Annotated in this window: 16 protein-coding genes; 7 read left to right on the top strand and 9 right to left on the bottom strand. The window is 43.3% G+C overall.

The features are described from left to right. The first annotated feature begins 57 nt into the window (after nt 1-57). Together fbaA and M8998_RS06460 are read left to right on the top strand one after the other, a co-directional pair. Complete coding sequence (gene fbaA / locus M8998_RS06465; RefSeq protein ID WP_249991521.1) at nt 58-1,137, top strand: class II fructose-bisphosphate aldolase; 1,080 nt, start codon at nt 58-60, stop codon at nt 1,135-1,137. A gap of 172 nt (nt 1,138-1,309) precedes the next feature. After that, the gene (locus M8998_RS06460) at nt 1,310-1,627 is read left to right on the top strand and encodes a hypothetical protein (protein ID WP_249991520.1); all 318 of its coding nucleotides are present in this window, start codon (nt 1,310-1,312) and stop codon (nt 1,625-1,627) included. An 86-nt stretch (nt 1,628-1,713) separates the two neighbouring features. On the opposite strand, the gene M8998_RS06455 is transcribed toward M8998_RS06460, so the two are convergent. Both M8998_RS06455 and M8998_RS06450 read right to left on the bottom strand, forming a co-directional pair. Further along, a complete protein-coding gene (locus M8998_RS06455; protein ID WP_249991518.1) occupies nt 1,714-3,027 on the bottom strand; it encodes an ABC transporter permease in 1,314 nt (437 codons plus the stop codon). A 9-nt stretch (nt 3,028-3,036) separates the two neighbouring features. Further along, nucleotides 3,037-3,957 (bottom strand): ABC transporter ATP-binding protein, encoded by a 921-nt coding sequence (locus M8998_RS06450; RefSeq protein ID WP_249991516.1) that lies wholly within the window; start codon nt 3,955-3,957, stop codon nt 3,037-3,039. A gap of 125 nt (nt 3,958-4,082) precedes the next feature. On the opposite strand from M8998_RS06450, the gene yihA reads away from it, so the two are divergent. Together yihA and M8998_RS06440 are read left to right on the top strand one after the other, a co-directional pair. Continuing rightward, nucleotides 4,083-4,691, top strand: coding sequence for a ribosome biogenesis GTP-binding protein YihA/YsxC (yihA, locus tag M8998_RS06445; RefSeq protein WP_249991513.1), 609 nt, complete (start codon nt 4,083-4,085; stop codon nt 4,689-4,691). 2 nt (nt 4,692-4,693) lie between these two features. Continuing rightward, nucleotides 4,694-5,548 (top strand): 4-hydroxybenzoate octaprenyltransferase, encoded by an 855-nt coding sequence (locus tag M8998_RS06440; RefSeq protein ID WP_249991505.1) that lies wholly within the window; start codon nt 4,694-4,696, stop codon nt 5,546-5,548. Between the two features lie 234 nt (nt 5,549-5,782). Here M8998_RS06440 and M8998_RS06435 read toward each other — a convergent pair whose 3' ends face one another. From M8998_RS06435 to M8998_RS06420, 4 genes are all read right to left on the bottom strand, one after another. Continuing rightward, nucleotides 5,783-7,216 carry a TolC family protein gene (locus M8998_RS06435; RefSeq protein ID WP_249991503.1) on the bottom strand — a complete coding sequence of 478 codons (1,434 nt, stop codon included), beginning with the start codon at nt 7,214-7,216 and terminating at the stop codon, nt 5,783-5,785. Beyond that, nucleotides 7,216-10,377 (bottom strand): efflux RND transporter permease subunit, encoded by a 3,162-nt coding sequence (locus M8998_RS06430; RefSeq protein ID WP_249991495.1) that lies wholly within the window; start codon nt 10,375-10,377, stop codon nt 7,216-7,218. The genes M8998_RS06435 and M8998_RS06430 overlap by 1 nt, the downstream gene beginning before the upstream one ends. Nucleotides 10,378-10,409: 32 nt before the next feature. Continuing rightward, nucleotides 10,410-11,492 (bottom strand): efflux RND transporter periplasmic adaptor subunit, encoded by a 1,083-nt coding sequence (locus tag M8998_RS06425; RefSeq protein ID WP_249991493.1) that lies wholly within the window; start codon nt 11,490-11,492, stop codon nt 10,410-10,412. Nucleotides 11,493-11,665: 173 nt separating this feature from the next. Then, on the bottom strand, nt 11,666-12,097 hold the full coding sequence (locus M8998_RS06420) for a hypothetical protein (RefSeq protein ID WP_249991491.1): 432 nt from the start codon (nt 12,095-12,097) through the stop codon (nt 11,666-11,668). A gap of 296 nt (nt 12,098-12,393) precedes the next feature. On the opposite strand from M8998_RS06420, the gene topA reads away from it, so the two are divergent. From topA to cmk, 3 genes are read left to right on the top strand one after another with little or no spacing between them, the layout of a single operon-like run. Beyond that, a complete protein-coding gene (topA, locus tag M8998_RS06415) occupies nt 12,394-14,799 on the top strand; it encodes a type I DNA topoisomerase (protein ID WP_249991490.1) in 2,406 nt (801 codons plus the stop codon). A 2-nt stretch (nt 14,800-14,801) separates the two neighbouring features. After that, nucleotides 14,802-15,215 (top strand): hypothetical protein, encoded by a 414-nt coding sequence (locus M8998_RS06410; protein ID WP_249991489.1) that lies wholly within the window; start codon nt 14,802-14,804, stop codon nt 15,213-15,215. Beyond that, nucleotides 15,215-15,904, top strand: coding sequence for a (d)CMP kinase (gene cmk, locus M8998_RS06405; protein WP_249991487.1), 690 nt, complete (start codon nt 15,215-15,217; stop codon nt 15,902-15,904). Before M8998_RS06410 ends, cmk begins: the two co-directional genes overlap by 1 nt. A gap of 273 nt (nt 15,905-16,177) precedes the next feature. Here the strand turns inward: cmk and M8998_RS06400 are convergent, their stop codons facing one another. The 3 genes from M8998_RS06400 to M8998_RS06390 all read right to left on the bottom strand — a co-directional run bounded on the left by M8998_RS06400 (nt 16,178) and on the right by M8998_RS06390 (nt 22,189). Beyond that, a complete protein-coding gene (locus tag M8998_RS06400) occupies nt 16,178-17,329 on the bottom strand; it encodes an efflux RND transporter periplasmic adaptor subunit (protein ID WP_249991485.1) in 1,152 nt (383 codons plus the stop codon). Then, a complete protein-coding gene (locus M8998_RS06395; protein WP_249991483.1) occupies nt 17,322-21,698 on the bottom strand; it encodes a CusA/CzcA family heavy metal efflux RND transporter in 4,377 nt (1,458 codons plus the stop codon). Before M8998_RS06395 ends, M8998_RS06400 begins: the two co-directional genes overlap by 8 nt. A gap of 113 nt (nt 21,699-21,811) precedes the next feature. Continuing rightward, nucleotides 21,812-22,189, bottom strand: coding sequence for a hypothetical protein (locus M8998_RS06390; RefSeq protein WP_249991481.1), 378 nt, complete (start codon nt 22,187-22,189; stop codon nt 21,812-21,814). Between the last annotated feature and the right edge of the window lie 423 nt (nt 22,190-22,612).

Below are 22,612 nucleotides of genomic sequence, written 5' to 3'. Positions count from 1 at the left end.
TATTTTTCCGTATCTTTAAAGACAAAAGTTTTTTTAATTATTTATCTCAAAACACATATGAGCCTAAAAGATTTTAAAGGTGTATTGACAGGAGATCAGGTACAAGAACTGTTCGAGAAAGCGAAGGAGCATAAATTTGCTTTACCTGCCGTTAATATTATTGGTACCAATTCATTGAATGCCGTGATGGAGACAGCAAAAGCTGTTAATTCTCCAGTGATTATTCAATTGTCTAATGGTGGCGCACAGTTCTATGCTGGAAAAACTGCTAATAACGATGATCTTAAAGCTTGCGTCTTAGGAGCTGTATCAGCAGCGCAGCATGTGCACTTATTGGCCGAGCACTATGGTGTGGCTGTTATCTTACATACCGATCACGCAGCAAAAAAATTATTGCCTTGGATCGACGGATTGCTAGACGCGGGTGAAAAATTCCATGCGCAACACGGCAAACCATTATTTTCATCTCATATGTTGGATCTTTCTGAAGAGCCTTTGGAAGAAAATATTGAAATTTCTGCAAAGTACCTAGCGCGTATGAAACCACTGGGTATGACGATCGAAATCGAGTTGGGTGTTACAGGTGGTGAAGAAGATGGTGTAGACAATACAGATGTAGACAGCTCTAAATTATACACGCAACCAGAAGAGGTAGCTTATGCTTATGAAGAGTTGTCCAAAATTTCAGACAAGTTTACGGTAGCGGCTGCTTTTGGTAATGTACACGGAGTATATAAACCAGGTAATGTGAAATTGCAGCCTGTGATCTTACATAATTCTCAAGAATTTATCCGTGATAAATTCAAGCTAGATGCGCAGAAACCAGTGAACTTTGTGTTCCATGGTGGTTCTGGATCTTCTCCTGAAGAGATTACAGAAGCGCTGTCTTATGGAGCGATCAAGATGAATATCGATACCGATATGCAATGGGCATTCTGGGATGGTGTACGTCAGTATGAATCTAAAAATCACGATTACTTACAAGCTCAGATTGGCAATCCAGAAGGAGCAGACTCTCCTAACAAGAAATACTACGATCCACGCGTTTGGTTACGTAAAGGTGAAGAAGCATTTGTTGCTCGGTTGAAACAAGCTTTCGAAGAGCTTAATGCTGTCAATTCTACCGACAAGCTATAAGCTACTAAAAATATATTCTGCTGATTTACAGTTAGGAATTAGGGAGACTTAAGAGCGTCTCCCTTTTTTATGCTATAAATTTCAAAATCTTTGGGCTTCCGCTAAACAATTTTATTCTAATTGATGTTTAGACATACGTAGACAACATAATTAGATCAAAAAATTACACCTTATGAGATCAAAATTTTATTTTTCGATGATTGCCATCTTTTGTGCAATTACCTTCGTACAACCTGTATTGGCAAACGATGCCCCTAATGCTAAAGAAGTGGTAGCTGACCCTGCTACTGAAGCACGTATTTCTGAGATTGAAACTCGCGTAAACGAGATCAAATCGATGGATCGTAGTAACATGACCAAAGCGGAACGTAAGGCCATGAAAAAAGAGTTGAAGGAGCTGAAAAAAGAATCAAAAGCGTTGGGTGGTGGAGTTTACCTTTCAGTAGGTGCAATTATCATCATTATCTTATTGTTGATTCTAATTCTATAATCAACGATTCTTTAATTTTTAGTAATAAAACGCCCCGATCATTCTCGAATGATCGGGGCGTTTTATTACTATATTGGGTTGCCTATTTATCGCTTATAGTTAAACCACTTGATCAATTCTTTGAAACTGGCTTTCTTTCCATACATCAAGATGCCTACGCGGTAGATGCGTGCGGCTACCCAGGTAGTCAGGAGGAAGCCAATTACTAATAATACGAACGACGTAACGATTTGCCAAAGTGGCACATCAAACGGAATTCGTACCAGCATGGCGATGGGTGATGTCAATGGAATAAAGCTCAGCCAGGTAGCAATCGAGCCATGTGGATCATTGATAATAACGCCAATTGATAAGGCATAAGCCAATAACAATGGCATCGTGATCGGCATCATAAACTGATTGGTTTCTGTTTCACTATCTACCGCGGATCCTACAGCCGCAAATAATGCACTATACAATAAGTATCCCGCTAAGAAAAATAGAAAGAAGCAAATCAATAACTCCGGAAAATCGATAGAACCTAAAGCAACTTGCAAATCAAAACCTCCCGCATTTTCAGCAATATCTATCTGTTCCATGCCGGGTCCGGTTTGCATCGCTGCGGTCATTTCTTTCGGATCGTCCATTAATAAAGAAGCAGCAGAGATCAGGCCTGCGCTCAGAATTACCCAAAGCAGAAACTGCGTCAATCCCACCAATCCAATTCCTACAATCTTGCCCATCATCAATTGAAAAGGCTTTACCGAAGAGATGATGACTTCCACAATTCTACTGGATTTTTCCTCAATAATACCGCGCATTACCTGAGTGCCGTATAAAAACAAGGATAGATACACCAGAAAAGCTAAGGCGATCGATATTACCATGGCGACGCGTGTGTCACTATCTTTAGTGTCACCGGTATCGGTTAACTCCTTGGCGGTGATACGGATATTGGAATCCAGGTCGCGAATCAACGCAGGATCAACGCCAAGCTCGCTGTATTGATGCGCCTGCAAAATACCGGTCAAATTGCTTTTTACTTCATTTTGCGTAGCCATATTAGGCTTGCCAGAAGATAAAAACTCAATTCGTTTGCTGGTGTAGAAGTCGGTCGGTATGATCAATATGTTGATATTGTCTTTTTTGCCTTTAATCTCCGAGATCTGCTCCTGCAACTCCACGTTGGATTTACTATACGTGATGTTTCGATTATTTTCGAGCTGCTCACCAATGCCACCTTGTTGGTCTAGTACAAACACTGTTGCATGGGTATCCTCAAAGCTCTTCTTGGTCAGGTAGAAAATCCCTGCATACATTGCGATAAAGAAAACGGGAACCAAAAAGGTTACCAACAAGAATGATTTTTTGCGTACGCGGGATAGGTATTCGCGTTGTATAATAAGTGATATTTTGTTCATGTCGGAAGCTTAAAACTTTTTAGTACTAGTGACCTGCTCGATGAAGATATCGTTCATAGAAGGTACAATTTCTAAAATCTGGTTAATGTTGATCTGAGGGATCAGAAATGATAATACGTCGTTCAAATTATAAGCCGGAGAGATCTGTATTTTGGCCGTATGCTCCCCGTCATCTTCTGCATTCTCCATCACGGTATATAACTCGCTGTTGCTATGTAGTGCTTCCAGTGAATCTTTAGGTGTATAGCTCAATCTGTAGGTTTGGTTTTTGTGACTCGCTTTGATTTCTTTGACTGCGCCGTCCAGGATTTTCTTCGACTTATTGATCAATGCAATGTGATCACATAACTCCTCTACCGACTCCATACGATGGGTGGAGTAGATAATCGTAGCTCCTTTTTTATTCAATTCTAAGATTTCCTCCTGTATAATTTGTGCATTAACCGGATCAAAGCCGGAGAATGGTTCATCCAAAATAATCAATTCTGGGTCGTGCAACACCGTCGCTACAAATTGAACTTTCTGCTGCATTCCTTTACTCAGGTCTTCTACTTTCTTTTTCCACCAGCTCTCGATTTCCAGCTTTTCGAACCAAAATTTAATCTTCTTCTTTGCCTCTTCTTTCGACAAACCTTTCAACTGCGCCAGGTAGATCATTTGCTCACCGATTTCCATCTTCTTGTACAAACCGCGTTCCTCTGGCAAATAACCTATCCGGCTAATATGCTTTGGCTGTAGGCGTTCGCCGTGAAGGAAAATCTCGCCAGCATCTGGCGCGGTGATTTGATTAATGATACGTATCAAAGAAGTTTTTCCAGCGCCATTTGGCCCTAATAGACCAAATATTTGCCCCTCGGGCACGAAAAGAGAAACATCGTCCAACGCGCGATGGTTGGCGTATTGCTTTACAATGTTGCGAATGTCTAACATGGATAAGATTGGTTTTTTCGAGGTGTAAATTACTCAAAAAAAATCAGCGTGCGCGATATTTTTCAAGATACAGGCCAGCCAACTAGGCATTCTCCCGATTTCGTGGATAAATGCTACCTTTGCGTATGTTGATCAAAACCGCAGAGTTCATCTGCAGCAATACACAAATTGATAAATTACCAGTGGCTAATAAGCCAGAGTATGCCTTTATTGGTCGGTCCAATGTGGGAAAGTCTTCTCTTATCAACGCGATAACAGGCCGTAAGCATTTGGCAAAGACCTCTCAAAAGCCAGGAAAGACGCAGCTAATTAATCATTTCGTCATTAACGATAATTGGTATCTTGTCGATCTTCCAGGTTATGGCTTCGCTCAGACATCGAAAAAAAATCGCGCGGACTGGGAGAAATTCATTAGAGCGTATCTTACCAAACGCGAGACCTTACAATGTGTATTTGTACTGATCGATAGCCGCCATGAACCACAGAAAATTGACCTTGATTTCGTCTACTGGCTGGGTGAAAATGGACTTCCTTTCATGTTGGTATTTACCAAAGCGGATAAAAATTCTGGTGTAAAATCTGATCAAAATATTGCCAAATTTCGACGTGCTTTAAAGCAGTGGTTTGAAGAAATTCCGACGCACTTCCTCACCTCTTCAGAAACCAAGATAGGCTGTGATGAATTGTTGAAGACCATTGGTGATATTAATGAAAAATTCGTGTTGCCGGCATAAATATGAAAAAGTACTTATCCCTTGTGCTTTTTGCACACAGTATTTTCGCGCTGCCCTTTGCTATAATTGGTTTCTTCTTGGCGGTGTCGATGGGCTTGTTCCATTTCGACTGGTTATTGTTCGCCCTTATGTTGGTATGTATGGTGACGGCTCGCAATGCTGCGATGGCTTTTAATCGTTATCTGGATCGTGATATCGATGCGCTAAATGCACGTACGGCAGTGCGCGATATACCGGCAGGGCGTGTAGCTCCGCAAGAGGCACTTCGTTTTACGATTATCAATTGTGTCGTCTTCGTCCTCGCTACGTATTTCATCAACCCGCTCTGTTTGTTTTTAGCTCCAATAGCACTTTTTGTGGTATTATTCTATTCCTACATGAAGCGGATATCTCCTTTATGCCATCTCGTACTCGGATTGGGCTTAGGATTGGCACCCGTAGGGGCATATCTTGCTGTGGCAGGGCAGTTTCACATTGTTCCGATTTTCTACGGCTTAGCCGTACTGACTTGGGTAAGTGGTTTTGATATTATTTATGCCTTGCAAGATGAGTTGTTTGATCGGGAACAAGGGCTACATTCTATTCCGGCACGGTTTGGTGCTGCCAAAGCATTGCAGATCTCCACATTACTGCATGTTCTTTCTTTTGTATTCGTTTTGCTGCCTTTATTTTATTTACCCGTAAGCTGGCCTTATTATGTAGGGCTAGCTTGTTATGGCGGGTTGCTGATTTATCAGCACCGTATTGTGAGTCCGACGGATTTAAGCAAAGTAGATCGTGCCTTTATGACTACCAATGGTATCGCCTCCGTGGTATTTATGTGCTGTTTCTTGTTGAATTTATGGGTAATAGGATAAGCGTATAAAAAGATATATAAATTAAACAGGGCAATCCGCTTCGGATTGCCCTGTTTAATTTATTGCCAACCGCCACCGACGCCTCCTAAAAAGGATATTGAAGCAAAAAAATCCGTCATTGCGAGGAAGTATGACGTGGCAATCTAAATCTTTAAGAACATAAGATTGCTTCGTCGTCGTTCCTCCTTCTCGCAAAGACGTTCCCGTCTCGCATACCGGATTGCCCTGTTTAATTTATTGCCAACCCCCACCGAGCGATCGATACAGATCTACTAAGGCATTGTATTGGGATTTCTGCGATTCTATTAATTCAAATTTTGATTCGAGTACATCTCGCTGCGTGGTCAATACCTCCATATAATCTGCGTGTGCTGCGCTAAACAGGTCATTTGCAATCTGTATAGATTCATTGAGCACATTTACCTGCCGATTTTTGTACCGAGTGCCAGCCACCGCATTGTGGTATTTAGATAGCTGATTGGCCACTTCCACATAGGCGTTCAACACCGTTTGTTCGTATTCAAATACCGATTGAATCTGTTTGGCATTTGCGGTGAGATAATCTGCCTGAATCGCCTTCTTGTTTACCAGTGGAGCCATTAGATCTCCCGCGAGCGAATACACTAAGGATTGAGGCGTTTTCAACAGATATGCTGGGTTGAAAGCCTGGTATCCAATGTGGGCAGATATGCTTAATGATGGGTAGAATCTTGCTTTTGCCACCTTCACATCCAAATCGGCGGCAGCCATGCTGAGTTCTGCCTGCCGTACATCGGGGCGATTTTCCAGCAGCTGAGCCGGCAGCCCAGCATCCAAGGCCGATAAGGTGTTTTCATCAAACTCGGCGGTTGTTCTTTCAATATGTTGCGGAAAACGCCCGGCAAGGTAGTTGAGCTTGTTCTCAGTTTCGAGCAGTCGCTGATCTATTTCAAATTGTAAACTCTGGGTTTTCAGTAATTCAGCTTCGAACTTTTTTACCGCCAATTCTGTCACTCGCGTGGCCAGCTTCTGCACTTTGGCGGTTGCCAAAGCATTCTCTTGCAACGTAATATTCTGTTGCAAGATGATGCGTTGCTGATCTAAGGCGAGCAACTCGTAATAACTATTGGCAATCTCTGCTACAAGATTCGTAATCATAAAATTCTTGCCTTCTACTGTAGACAGGAAGCGCAACTGTGCTGCCTTGCTCGCATTATGTAGTTTGTGCCATACATCAATCTCCCAATTGGCAAATAATGCCGCGCCAAAATCGGGCATAGGATCTGGATTTTCCTTTCCATTTCTGATTTCCACTTCTCGTTCCAATGCACCTAAAGGCGTGTTGGCGCTACGCTTTTCTACGCCCGCTCCACCTCGCACCCCTACAAAAGGCATGTATTCTCCTTTGCGTGCCAATACCTCATTTCCAGAGATCGCAATTTCTTGTAGCATAATATTGAGTTCTTGGTTATGTTGCAGCGCGGTGTCTATGATTTGTACGAGATGCGGATCGTTGAAATACTTATTCCAGTGCAAATCTGCGATATTCTGCGTGGAGTCGGCCCGCGTATAGGCCATCGGTAAATCTGCCGTGGACGCGTGTTTTTCGATAATCTTTGGCGTGCTGCAGCTGCTTGCGAAAGCCGATGCTGCCAGTACGACGCTATATAATAAGGTTGTTCTTTTCATTAGTTTTCAATTTTTTCGAGCAAAGGCATTTCTTCCTCGTCTTTGATAAGTTTCCGTTTGTTGGCAATCGTTCCGAAGACGAAATAGAGCCCTGGAACAATGATTACGCCGAATACAGTACCTAGGAGCATTCCACCTGCGGCGGCTGCACCGATGGTGCGGTTTCCGATGGCACCCGGCCCATGCGCCATCACCATCGGAATCATGCCAGCGATAAAAGCAAACGAAGTCATCAAGATGGGACGAAAACGCACGCGTGCGCCCATAACAGCGGCACGGTAGATCGACAGACCTTCCGCATGCTTTTGCATCGCAAACTCGACAATCAATACCGCATTCTTACCTAGCAACCCCACGAGCATGACTAAACCCACCTGCGCATAAATATCATTGGCTAAGCCCATCACTTTCAGTAATAAAAAAGTACCAAATATCCCGGCCGGTAAAGAAAAGATCACCGATAAAGGAATAATAAAACTTTCGTATTGGGCTGCCAGTACCAAATACACGAATCCAAGTACCACGACAAAAATATAGATGGCTTCATTGCCGCGTGCGGCTTCATCTTTCGTTAATCCTTCCCAACCAATATCATATCCTCGTGGCAAGGTTTGCGCTGCCACTTCATTAATCGCCTGAATGGCTTCTCCAGTACTATATCCTGCTGCAGGTTCGCCTTTAATAGCCGATGAAGGATACATATTATACCGCGTAATCTCATTTAGCCCTTGCGTTTTATGCATCGTCATAAACGAAGAGTAGGGCACCATTTCATCTCTGTTATTCTTTACATACAGCTTCATGATATCATCAGGTAAAGCACGGTACTCCGGTGAAGCTTGCACATATACTTTGTAAAACGTACCAAAGCGGATAAATCCTTGTTCGTAAGTACTACCAATCAAAATCGATAGGTTGTTCATCGCGTTTTCGATATTTACCCCTTTTTGCATGGCGGCTTCATTGTCGATCTCCAATTCGTATTGAGGGTAGTTGGCAGAAAAGAAGGTAAACAAGCCGGTCAATTCTTTTCGTTTGCCCAATGCGGCCATAAAATCATTATTTACCTGCTCTAGCTCTTTGTAATCGTCCGAATTGGTCTTATCTAAGAGGCGAAGAGAAAAGCCGCCTGCCGCACCATAACCCGGCACCGCTGGTGGGCCAAAAAACTCAATATTAGCGCCTGCAATATTCTTGGTGTGCTCTTCCAGCTGTTCGATGATCTCAGGTACGCTGTGTGTGCGTTCCGACCAATCTTTGAGCTCAATCAGACAGGTGCCCGCATTAGAGCCACGGCCTTCCGTCAGAATTTCATATCCTGCTAATGCGGTCACGGATGCAACACCATCCACATGTTCGGCTGCCTTTTGTAATTGTCTAGCCAGGTCATTCGTTCGTTCCAGTGTAGATCCCGGAGGAGTTTGTACAACCGCGTAAATCATCCCTTGATCTTCATTGGGAATGAAACCAGAAGGAAGCGTTCTCGAGATACCAAAAATACCGACAGCAAATGCGGCCAATAGGGAAAAGGTGATGACACGACGGTTGACAATCTGCTTTAAAAATAGAGCATAGCGTACATTTAGCCGATCGAATTTCTTGTTGAATACCGCTAGAAATTTCTCGATGATATTGAGCTTGACTTTCTTGCCTTGATGTGGCTTTAAGAGCATAGCACATAGCACCGGGGTGAGCGTCAACGCTACGAAGCCCGAAATTACGATCGAACAGGCCATGGTGATGGCAAACTGACGAAAGAATACACCGACTGGCCCAGTCATAAATGCGACCGGCACAAATACAGCAGTCATTAATAAGGTAATTGCGATGACTGCTCCACTGATCTCCTTGATGACTTCTACTACTGCTGGATAGGGACGGAGGTGTTTTTCGTGCATCTTCGCATGCACGGCCTCCACTACCACAATGGCATCATCCACCACCACACCGATCGCTAGCACCAGTGCAAATAGCGTAATGAGATTGATGGTGAGTCCAAATGCTTGCATAAACATAAATGCACCGATCAAGGAAACAGGGACAGCAATAATTGGGATTAAGGTAGAGCGCCAATCGCCTAAGAACAGGTACACCACGAGCGCTACTAAGACGAAAGCTTCGCCCAGCGTGTGCACCACTTTATCAATAGATGCATTCAAAAAATTGGATACATCATACGTGATTTTGTAATCCATCCCAGGGGGGAAGGAAGACGCTTTGATCTCTTCCAGCTTACTTTTTACTTCCTTGATGACCTCGTTGGCATTGCTGCCGTAATTTTGCTTTAGGGTAATGGATGCAGAAGGCAACCCATCGAGGTTGGAGTAAATATCATAAAATTCACTACCTAATTCCACTGTTCCAATATCTTTCAACTTGAGGCTTTCGCCTTCCGGATTGGATCGGATAATGATGTTTTCGTATTGATCCGTCTTATTGTACCGACCTTTATACGTGAGCACATATTCCAAGGATTGGGAACGTTTGCCCGTACTTTGCCCGAGGCGACCGGGTGTTCCGATGATGCTCTGTTGGCTCATTGCTTCCATCACTTCATCGGTAGAGATATTATAGGCACGCATGCGGTCTGGATTAAGCCATATGCGCATGGCGTAAATACGGCTTCCCAGAATTTTGGCACTACCCACCCCATTCAGACGGGCGATTTCTGGGATTACATTGACGTTCGCAAAATTGTACAAAAATTTCTGATCGGCATTCGGATCCTTACTGTATACGTTTACATACATCAGCATGTTGGGCGAGGTGTAGCTCACGACTAAGCCTTCACGCTGTACCAGCTCTGGGAGGCGGTTTGTGACCTGCTCAATACGCGTTTTGACATTGACCATCGCCTGACTAGGATCCGTTCCCAGATCGAAATATACCATGATCGTTGCTTCACCGGCACTGGTGGCGTCCGAGGTCATGTATTTCATGCCGGGTGCGCCGTTGATGGATTTTTCCATGGGGATCAATACCGATTCGGTCAATACGTTGGCACTAGCACCTGGATAGGCAATATTCACCACCACCACCGGCGGGGCAATATCAGGAAATTGGGAAATGGGAAGTGTGCCGATAGCCAAGAGACCGAGGAACACAATCACTATAGAGAGGACGATGGCAAGCACCGGCCGTTTTATAAATTTTTCAAACATGTCTTACAATACTTTAAGATGCACCTAATTATTTACTCGCTGGCCAACGTTAGTTTGCTGAACGCGACGCGAGGATCTTCATAGTCGACGACCACTTTATCCCCATCCTGCACTTTACGGATACCGTCCAGCAGGATTTTTTCCTTTCCAGTCAGTCCGGATCCGACGATAAATAAATCTGGCATTTCCGCTTTTATTTGGATAGGGGTAAGCTTCACCTGATTATCTGCATTGATCACATATACATACCGTTTGTCCATGATCTCGAAGCTGGCCTTTTGCGGGATGATCACGGCATGTGGTATAGGTACTGCCATCAAGATAGTGCCCGTTTGTCCGTTTCTCAGGATGTTTTTTGGATTGGGAAATGTAGCTCTAAAGGCAATGTTTCCCGTTTCGTTATTGAAGTCAGCTTCAATTGTTTCCACTTTACCAGAGTTTTCAAACACTTTTTGATTGGCTAGAAAAAGCTGCACCTGATCAAGGTTGTGTTCGCTGGCGTTGCTTTTATAATTCAGGTACTCGGCTTCCGGTACATTGAAATACACCCACATTTGGCTGTTGTCTGATAGGCTGGTCAGTAGATCGCCCTCATCGACCAGACTTCCTAAGCGAAGGTTCAAGTGATCTACAAAACCGTCGTATGGAGCGGTGATACGCGTAAATTGCAGGTGCGTTTTGGCGAGTTCCATCTCTGCCTCGGCACGCTTGTATTTTGCCTTGGCTAAAGCCAGTTCATTGGCAGAAACGACATTTTTGTCGAACAGGGTTTGTGCATTGAGTACTTCTATGCGTGTGGTTTCCAACTCTGCTTCGGTTTTATGAAATTCTGCATTATATACGTTGGGCATGATTTGGAACAGTAGCTGTCCTTTGTGCACGTATTGGCCCTCGTCCACAAAAATCTTTTCCAGGTATCCACGCTCTTGAGAGCGGATTTCTATATGGCGTATGGATCGGATCTGACTGACGTATTGTTTGGTAATAGTCGTGTCTTGTACCAGCGGGGATGTGGCTGTATAGTGGCCTTCTTCTTTGGTATGGGTTTGGTGCTGCTGGCAAGATGTCGCCATGCATAGCGATAAGATGCTATACAGAAAGATGTTTATTTTCATATTAGAGATATGATGATTTTAATCACGGATTGATTTAATAAGATTAACTAGGGGGAGGTGTGGTGTTGCGAAAGCGCACAAAAGCAGCAGCTGTACGTAGGCCGTACACCACAAAATAGCTGACTGCAATCCATGCAGGGCAGCAGATCTCCAGAAAGGAGCCGGTAAGAATGTTAAATTCGGAAGTCTTGGAATAGGATGTACCGTTCGGTACGAACAGCCAATTGATTGGCAATGTGTTTCGTATAACTTGGTAAACAAGTTATTGCTGCAGTAGGGTTGCTATAGTACCACCTTGGGTGAAAGCCCTGCTGTGCTAAGCGATCGGGTTGCGGTGCCGATTCGTCTTTTTTGACAGATATTTCTTCTATTTGTTCAAGCGCTTGATCTAGCGCGTGATGTGAAGAAGAGCTAGTGGAAAATAAATGATGGCGTGAAGCGGGTGTTACAGCGCCGTTGGTAGACGAGGCTGAAATTAGTTCGGATTGTAAACGTGCAGGAGTTATCGTGCGAAGTCTATCTGGCGCAGTCTGGCCCGACACCGATAATATGGTGATCATCCACAACCCTACGAGGGTCAACAGCCGACTAATACGCGTTTCCATGCCGGGCAAATGTAAAAAAAAGTCGTAATACGTCGTGTTAATTTTTTATTAATATTTACAAACAGGCAGTGAATTTTTTTCAATCTCTTCTACACTTAACTAATTATTCTAAGACAGTCGTGTCATTGTGCTATAAAATGACGTAATAGCAAGAACTAGTTGCGCGATCGAGCTTGGTAATTGATGATTAGTTGTCAAGTTTTGTCCTTATTATTAACTTTTCCGACAAAATTCCCTAATTATATTGGCAATGCGTTCTAAAAACGTTTTCTTTGCAAGAATCTAAAGAGGCATTAATGGCGAAGAATTTATTGATAGTAGAGTCCCCTGCAAAGGCTAAGACGATTGAAGGTTATTTAGGTAAAGATTTCCTGGTAAAATCTAGCTATGGACACATCCGGGATTTAGTAAAAACCGATGATGCTATCGATACCGCCAATAAGTTTGAACAACGATACGAAGTTCCCTCCGATAAGAAAGCCGTTGTCAGCGAATTAAAAAAACTGGCAAAGCAAGCAGAGACCGTTTGGCTAGCGTCCGATGAGGACCGCGAGGGAGAAGCTATTTCTTGGCACCTTTTTGAGACTTTGGGTCTAAAGGATGACAATACCAAACGCATCGTGTTTCACGAGATCACCAAGCCTGCCATATTAAAAGCAATAGAAGCGCCACGAAAGATTGACTATAATCTAGTGAATGCCCAACAGGCGCGCCGCGTGTTAGATCGTCTGGTAGGTTTTGAATTGTCGCCTGTTTTATGGCGTAAAGTAAAACCTTCCTTATCCGCAGGGCGAGTGCAATCTGTCGCCGTACGTCTGATTGTAGAGCGTGAACGCGATATCAACAAGTTCGAAGCAACGGCTTCATTTAAAGTTACAGCCGTCTTTTCTACCGGCAACGCACGAGAATTATTTAAAGCCGAATTACCACAGCGTTTTGACAAAAAGCAGGAAGCGCATGATTTCTTAAAAGATTGCATAGCAGCATCATTTGAAATCAATTCACTGGAAAAGAAACCTTCTAAGCGTAGTCCATCCGCTCCTTTTACTACTTCTACCTTGCAACAGGAGGCCAGTAGAAAATTAGGTTTTTCTGTAGCGCGGACCATGCAAGTGGCGCAGCGACTATACGAGGCAGGACATATCACGTATATGCGTACCGACTCCGTGAACTTGTCAGACACGGCTATCGAAAGTGCTCGTGCGGAGATTGTTAAAGCCTATGGTGATCAATATCACAAACAACGTCAATATAGAACGAAATCCGCCGGAGCACAAGAGGCTCACGAAGCGATTCGTCCTACTTATTTTGCACACCACTCTGTGGATGCGGATGCTTCCGAGCGCCGTTTATATGAGCTCATCTGGAAACGCGCCATCGCTTCCCAGATGAGCGAAGCAGCGTTTGAAAAAACGGTAGCTAAAATTCATATCTCGACACGTGCTGAAGAATTTGTAGCTAATGGAGAGATTATGCAATTTGATGGATTCCTAAAAGTATATATGGAATCTATGGACGAGGATCAAGAAAGCGGATTGGATAATGATAGCGATAATGCCTTGTTGCCACCATTGGCGAAGGGTCAAGCATTGCAATTAAATGACTTATCTGCTACGGAACGCTTTTCAAGACCGCCAGCACGCTTTACAGAGGCATCTCTGGTGAAAAAATTAGAAGAATTGGGTATCGGTAGACCATCCACTTATGCGCCAACGATTTCTACTATTCAGAATCGCGGTTACGTCGTAAAAGAAGAACGAGAGGGCCGCGAACGACAGTTCGATGTATTAACCGTAGTAAACAAAGAAGTACAGCAAGAAACAAAAACAGAGATTACCGGCGCGGAGCGTAATAAAATGTTTCCAACGGATATCGGTATGTTGGTCAATGATTTCTTGATCCAGCATTTTAAAGGAATTGTGGATTATCACTTCACCGCTAAGGTAGAAAAGGAGTTTGATGAGATTGCTCATGGAGCAAAAGAATGGACAGATATGTTACAGGATTTCTACGGACCTTTCCATACCGAAGTGCAAGATACGTTGGAAAACGCAGACCGTGCCAACAGTGAGCGCGAGTTGGGAGTGGATCCTGCCTCTGGAAAGCCGATCAGTGTACGTGTCGGCAAGTTTGGTCCATTAGTACAGATCGGATCTCCCGATGATGAAGAGAAACCGCGTTTCGCTTCTTTAAGGAAGGGTCAGATGATTGAAACAATTACGCTGGAAGATGCCCTTGAACTGTTCAAATTGCCGAAGAAAGTCGGTCTTTATGAAGAGAAAGACATGTCGGTAGCGATCGGTAGATTTGGTCCATACATTCGCCACGACAGCGCATTCTATTCTCTACCTAAAGGAGTAGATCCATTGGACGTGACGGAGCAAGAAGCGATTGCCATTATTGAGGAGAAACGCCAGAAAGACCGTGAGAAAGTAATTCGTGTATTCGATGAAAATCCAGATGCCCAGATCGAAAATGGCCGTTGGGGTCCATTCATTCGGATGGGTAAGCAAAATATTAAAATACCTAAAGGTACTGAAGTAGAGAATATAACCTATGCAGATGTGCTGAAATGGGCGGAAACAGCTCCGAAACCTAAAAAAGGTGCCGTAGCGACAAAAGCTGCTACTAAAACGACCGCTAAGGCACCCAAGAAAAAAGCGACAACTGCAAAAAAGACAACCACTAAAAAGAAATCCTAATCATGAAAAAGGATCTGCCGGAAAATAGTGTCGTGGGTATCGATGTGGCGGTTGTATTAGAAAGCGATTCGCCGCACGGTAAGGTATGGAATGTATATCTGATCAATGAAAAGCAGGCCGATGTGCAAAATGTCTTGGTATCATCTAAAGGATACGGGATTAAGGATAATAGAGACGTAAAGACTACGACCTTACGCCACTTCTTGGGCGATGTCTCAGCAAAAACGGCGGTGAAGATCGAAGCGATCGATACCGAAGTGTTTGGTCTTACTAATGAATACTGGGTTAGTTACTACGAAAACGGCGTCATGTACGACAAAAAATATATCTTCCTACCGGAAAGCATCGTAGACGAAAATCTAATTAAGGCACCCTTTATCGGAAAACCTGCTGTGATGATAGGAGGACAGAGCTAATGGCGAAGACCAACTTTGTAATTGCTATTGATGGTTTTTCATCTTGTGGGAAAAGTACTGTCGCGAAAGCTTTGGCTAAGCAATTAAACTTTGTTTTCGTAGATAGTGGAGCGATGTATCGCGCTGTTACCTTGTATTTTATACAACAGGGTGTGGACATGGAGGATGAAGGAGGCGTGGCATCTGCAATTGAAGATATCCACATCGATTTTGTTCCTAATAATCAACAAACCCAGATTTTGTTGAATGGCGAAGATGTATCGGATGCCATTCGTACGATGGAGGTGTCCTCTTTAGTGAGTGAGGTGAGTGCTTTGAAACAAGTGCGCACGGCTATGGTCGCGCAGCAACAAAAGTTGGGCGCCAAACGTAATATCGTGATGGATGGTCGGGATATCGGTACTACCGTGTTTCCGAAGGCTGATTTAAAGGTGTTTATGACCGCTGATCCGTACATCCGTGCAGAACGTCGCTTTGCGGAGCTTGCAGCTAAGGGCGAGCAGCTTACGATGGAAGAAGTGGTAGAAAATCTGGCCCATCGTGATCATATTGATAGTACACGAGAAGAAAGTCCGTTGAGACAGGCCGAAGATGCTATTATATTGGATAACTCACAACTGACACAAGAACAGCAATTGGAATTTGTACTGGATCTCTACCAGCAGGCAAAAAAATCATCCGCTAAGTAGTACGGAAATTTAATTTATGCCTTTCAATAATAATATTCCTGCTTATTTGTAGCAGCCTTTAACTGATGTTGCCAAACGGATGAGAAATCAAGTCAAATAGATCAAGAATAATTATTTCTAGAGGAATACAAAGAAACGTACGTTATTAGTACTTGTAAGCATAATTGAGGTAAATTTCGACTTGATTATGGTGTCTTAGTGATTAAAAAAGATGGAAATATTTAGGGCACTTATCTTTTAATAATGTATAAGCACCCTAAAAGACCTAGATAGCTACATTTCAGAATTTTCAGATTTCATCAATAAAGCAAACGCATTTTTAATAACGACATTTGAATTTTCAGTTATATTACTATTGATAATTTGCTGTTTATGATCCCTCTGAACGCCAATCCTTACTTCAATCCTATTAAACTTTCCCTTAGACTGTTCTAGGAAAATATAGTGTTTATTCTGCCATCTTACTATGGCATCTTCGGGAACTACAATAGATTCGACGTCTTGAATACTTACTTCACTACTCATAAACATTCCTGGGATTAAGGAAGCGTCTGTAGTATTAAATTTACATAGAATTTCTGCCATCCTATCCACATCGAAGTTTCTGCTGATAGATACTATTCTGGCTTCATATTTAAGCTCGCCATCCGTGGGCGTAGATGCTGAAATTTTCTGACCGATTTTAATCTTGTCAAGGTCTTTCTCAAACACCTTTAGCGAAAGATAGATATTTAAAGGATCAATAATTTCAAATAACACATCTGTAGGTGCCGTATATTTACCGATGCTAACGTTTATTTTGGAGATAAAGCCATTTATAGGCGCTCTTACTACCGCTTCCCTCTTAATCGTGGAAGCACTTAGTGTATTATGATCTATCCCGATAAGTTGCAATTTTTCGGCCAAGGCGCTGACAAGTATGTTTTCCTTTTCAAGCGCATTTTGCGCTTGTTCAAAGGCTCGCTCACTGGTAGCTTTACTAGCATTTAGTTCCTGTTGCCTATTTAGTTCCCTTTCCGCCAGCGTCTTATTCGACTTGGCCGACAGGTAATCCTGCTGCAACTGGATGATGCTCAGGTCCTCTATTGTTGCGAGGATTTGTCCGCGACGCACGGGTTTTCCAAGTAACACATGGGTAGACCTGATGTACCCGCCCACCGGAAAACTTAGACTGACGTTATTTTCTGGAGCCGAAACGATCGAACCATGAAGGGATATGACGCCACTAATATTTTCTAAAGAGGGGTTGCCGATTTCGATCCCTACATTCTCGATCTGTGCATCAGTTAAAATGATCAATTCATTTACATTGGTGGAATCTGTCTGATTATTCTGCTTTTTTTCTTTGTCTTTCTCGGTGGCGCTATTGCATGATGCGCTGACCATGCCTACGATACACATGGTCATTAGTAATATCTTATTCATTATATAATTTGCTTAACTGAATTTTTGCCTGATTGGTATTATTTAAAGCATTGATGTACTCATTTTGTAACGTGATGGCCTGGTTCACCAGAATCACCCACTGTATGTAGTCAATGTCCCCAGCGTCAAACTTCTTATCTGCCGTTTCAAAGATTAGGTTGGCCTGTTTTAAACCAATTTGTTCGTAATAGGACAATATTTCTCTAGATTGCTCCAATTCCTCCTCCATATTATTCCGATCGTTGCGCACCCGGAGTGTTTGCTGTTTGGCTCGTAGCAGGCTGCTATTCCAGGATTCTTTAGCAGCTTGAGTCCTGGCCTTTTGCGCTCCCCAAAATATGGGCATACTGATTCCGGCCGCGACAGAGCTGAATCTTTTGGATAGGTCATAGGTCACGTCCATTCCACGGATATTCTGCGTGCCCTGGAATGTCTGCGTATTGTAACCGATCGTGATCTCCGGCAGCATACGTGACCGTTCCAGTTTCCAGCGATCTTCCTCGGTCTCAGCCAATAGGTTTGCCCTTTTAATTTCGGGCAGATCTACTATCGAGTCTGTATTCACCAGCCATGTTTTTCGAGTGGGGAGGTATGTTGGATTGGTGTACTCAGGCACGTACGAAATTGTATCCTGTAGCCAATAGTTAAAATTGTTCAACACCACATGGATGTCTTTTCTCAAGATCTTCAGCTGATTTTCGATCTGTTGCCTCTGCACTTGCGCGGCCGTCATTTCCAGAATGTTCGATGCACCAGAATTAAACCTAGTAACAGATCTTTCTTCAAAGAGTCGGTAGATACTATCTGCTTTTAATAATAGTTTCTCTCGTTCTATCAAGGAGACATATTGATAAAATAGGCTGCGTATGTTTGTGCGAATTTCCTGCCAATTCCATTTCGTAAGCTCCTGCGCAGCTTGATATTCTGAAATCAATACTTTTTTCTGGTTGGCATATACTACTGGAAAACTAAGTGTTTGTGTTATTCCGATCCTGTTATCGGTGTAGGCCGTATTAAGCTGTCCATAATCTCCAGAGATCTGTGCCTTTGTAGGGTCGAAACTCGTGTTGATCAGCTTTCGCGAAGATTGCTCATCGGATCGGACACTTTTTAACTGCAAATTATTCTCATTTGCAATCATAAGTGCGGATTCCAAGGATATTGGTGCGTTATGAGAGATCTGCTGTGCCCTAGCTGTTGCTGTACAAAATGCAAACGTGATCATCAGCGTAGCGGTTGCGCTCGCGATAGGCTTCAAGATAGCTTTGTTGAACAGGAGATAAAGGGAGGGCAATACAAATAGCGTTAGAAAAGTTGCCGAAATTAAACCTCCTATCACCACAGTGGCCAACGGTCGTTGCACCTCAGCCCCCGCGCCGGAGCTGATAGCCATCGGCAGAAAACCTAGGGATGCTACGGCAGCCGTCATCAGCACCGGGCGCAGCCTATTTCTGGTTCCAGTAAGCACAAGATCCAATGCGTTTGCATGATTGCCCTCTTTTTTTAGCCGGTTAAATTCGGAGAGCAACACAATGCCGTTTAGCACCGCAACCCCGAATAGCGCTATAAAGCCAACACCTGCAGAAATACTGAAGGGCATATCTCGTGCGGCAAGCGCAAAAACACCACCTATTGCCGAAAGTGGTATCGCGGTATAAATTAACGCTCCGTCTTTTAAAGAGGAGAAGGCAAAATAAAGCATGCCAAATATCAATAGCAATGCGACGGGAACCGCTATGCTAAGCCTTTCTTTTGCCTGCTGTAAGTTTTCGAATGCGCCACCATACTTCAAGGTATAGCCGGCATCCATTTGTAATTCGGAATCTACTTTTTGCTGCAGTTCTTTTACCAAAGACTGCACATCCCGTCCCCGTACATTGAAACCGACAATAATCCTGCGATGCGCATTTTCGCGTTGTATTTGATTTGGTCCCTCCACTTCCTCCACATTCGCCACCTGGTAAAGCGGTAATTGAATTCCTGTGGGTGTTGCTATCTGCAGATTACGTACGTCATCTATATTTTTACGGCCAGCATCACCAACTCTCACCACCAGATCAAAACTTTTCTCCCCTTCATAAATCTTTCCTGCGGCAGCACCTGCAAATGCGGCATTTACCGTGCGATTAATATTATCGATATCGAGCCCGTACTTGGCAATCTCGTCACGGTTGTAATCTATTACAATCTGTGGCATCCCAGTCACAGACTCTACATACCAGTCGGTTGTTCCATTCACTGTTTTGGCAATAGAGCCGAGTTTTTGTGCGTACAACGCCAATTTGTCGAGATCCTCTCCAAATATTTTGCAAACGACGTCCTGTTTTGCACCCGTCATCAGCTCGTTGAACCTCATCTGTACCGGAAACTGGAATCCCGTAGTCACACCAGGCATCACTTGCTGCACCGTCTCCGACATTTTACCAGCCAGCTCCGAAAATGTGCGTGCATTGATCCATTCCGATTTGGGTTTGAGTACGATGATCACGTCACCACCTTCGATGGGCATGGGATCGGTCGGGATTTCTGCACTGCCGATCCTGGCGACCACCTTTTCTACCTCTGGAAAGTTATTTTTTAGTGCGTTCGATATCTTATCAATCGCATGAATTGTGGTAGACAGGTTGCTACCTACCAATAGTCGGGTTTCTACTGCGAAATCTCCTTCTTCTAACTGGGGGATAAATTCACCACCCATCTTTGAAAAGACAAATACGGTCGTGCCGAAAAGAGCCAACGTAACCAGTACGACTAATTTTTTGACTTTTAGTATCTTACGCAATGCGTTTTCGTACGCCTCTTCTACACGAATCATAATACGATCCGAAAGATTGGGTTGGTGATTTATTTTTTTGCTGATCAATACCGAGCTAATCATCGGAACATAGGTAAGCGATAAAATAAAGGCACCCAAGATTGCGAAGGCTACCGTTTGCGCCATCGGCTTAAACATCTTACCCTCAATACCACTGAGTGATAAAATAGGCAGGTAGACAATTAAAATAATGATTTGTCCAAAAACTGCAGCATTCATCATCCTGGAGGCAGATGTGGATACTTCTTCATTTAATTCACTTTGCGATAATCTATCGACGCCTATGTATTTTTTTGAAAAGTGCAGATGATGAAGAATGGCTTCGACAATAATCACAGCACCATCCACAATCAACCCGAAGTCTAAGGCACCTAGGCTCATCAGATTTCCACTAACACCAAAGATATTCATCATGGTAATGGCGAAGAGTAGGGAAAGTGGAATGACCGAAGCGACAATGACCCCAGCCCTGAAATTGCCCAGAAACAGCACGAGTACCAATACCACGATCAAAGCGCCCTCCAATAAATTTGTTTGGACTGTGCTAATGGCATTGTCTACCATCTTGGTTCTGTCCAAAAATGGTTCTATTTTGATGCCTTCTGGTAAAGTTTGCTGTATTTCGAAGACCTTTTGCTTTACCGTCTTGATTACGTCGGAAGAATTTCCACCCTTGAGCATCATCACAATACCACCGCATACTTCTCCTTCTCCGGCCATGGTCAGCGCTCCGTATTTTATTGCCGACCCTAATTTGACCTCTGCTACATGACGGATGAGAATAGGAACTGAGCCATTATCTTTGATCACAACCTTGCCGATGTCTTCAATAGATTTGGTCAATCCCACACTTCGAATATATAGTACGCTGGGACCTTTTTCAATGTAGGCTCCACCTGTATTCTGATTGTTGCGTTCCAGCGCGGCGAAAACTTCACTTATCGAAATGTTGAGCGCCTTCAACCTGCTCGGATTAACGGCCACTTCGTACTGTTTTAACTCGCCTCCGAAGGTTGCCACGTCTGCCACTCCAGGGGTGCTTAGCAGTTGACGACGAACCGTCCAATCTTGGATCGTTCGAAGGTCGGCCAACGTGTATTGATCCTTGTATCCCTTCTCGGGCTTCAATACATATTGATAGATCTCACCCAGACCGGTGGAAACTGGCGCAAGGGACGGAAGGTTTGCATTCTCGTTCATCTCCACCTGAGATAAGCGTTCTGTGACCTGCTGCCTGGCCCAATATATATCGGTTTTATCTTCGAACACGATGGTAATAAGTGATAATCCAAACCTGGAAATACTTCGGCTTTCTTTGATATGAGGAATATTACTTACTGCCAGTTCTATGGGAAAGGTGATCAGGCGTTCCACATCTTCTGCCCCCAGAGATGGAGCCGTTGTGATTACCTGTACCTGATTATTGGTGATGTCTGGTACCGCATCTATCGGTAATTGAGTCAGTTGGTATACACCATAGATGACCCATATGGACATGAAAAGCCCAATTGCCAGTTTGTTTTTTACTGAAAACTGTATGATATAGTTAAGCATAAAAATTTCATTTCGGATGTTGAAATAGCACAAATGCCCAACGAATAAATCACGTTGAGTAGGTGCATTTGCTCAGCCTAAAAAGTGTTAGGCCACAATAAGATTAAATGAAATTATGCTTGTGGAGGGCGGAAACACGAAGTGCTATACGACGGTATGTAATTATTGGGCGGCATCAGGCCAAAAACGTCTGGCACGAGGTGCACTGTAGGGATAGCTACTGCAACATGACAGTGGGAAACGAATACAAAGGAAAAAGCATTCAGATCAAATTGCTTGAATGGCAATTTCATATCTTCTTTGTCGTCATCATCTGGAAGATCCTCTCCCCAGTAATGCATGGATAAGAAATCCGAGAAACAGACATTGGGGTTGATGTCCTGATGAGATGCAAAATGACTATACAGTGCAGGTAACTTGCTAAGCTGGCAGAGCATGAAAGACTCCCCAGCTACCAAAACAAGAAAAAAGTATAGAAAAAGCTTTTTCACTCGGCAAAACTAGCACATGACCTTCGTTATTCCCAATAAAAAAATAAAAATTGTGTGTAATAATTTTATGCCTATTAAAGGCTTTCACTGATCATAAATTGTATATGATCAGAACTAACTATCTCAACGAGATAATACAATTATTAGGAATGATACGGTATAAAAAAGAATGTGATATGATATACAACGAACTTTAAATTGTGAATTTTATAATTATCACACATCGTTATTACTACTAAAAGAAGCTTAAAAAGACATATAATAAAAAAAAGTCCTGAAACGGGGAGTTTCAGGACTTTACCAAACCAATTATTAACCTAAATTATGAAATTATACTACTAAAACGCCCTTACAAATGGAATGTTGTGAGAATAGTCATCGTTAACATTTCTTTAACAATTCGATTCTCTTGTTGTGCTGTCT

It is taken from the genome of Sphingobacterium sp. lm-10 (assembly GCF_023554555.1).
Lineage (GTDB): Bacteria > Bacteroidota > Bacteroidia > Sphingobacteriales > Sphingobacteriaceae > Sphingobacterium.
This window is presented reverse-complemented; position numbering and strand designations above follow the sequence as displayed.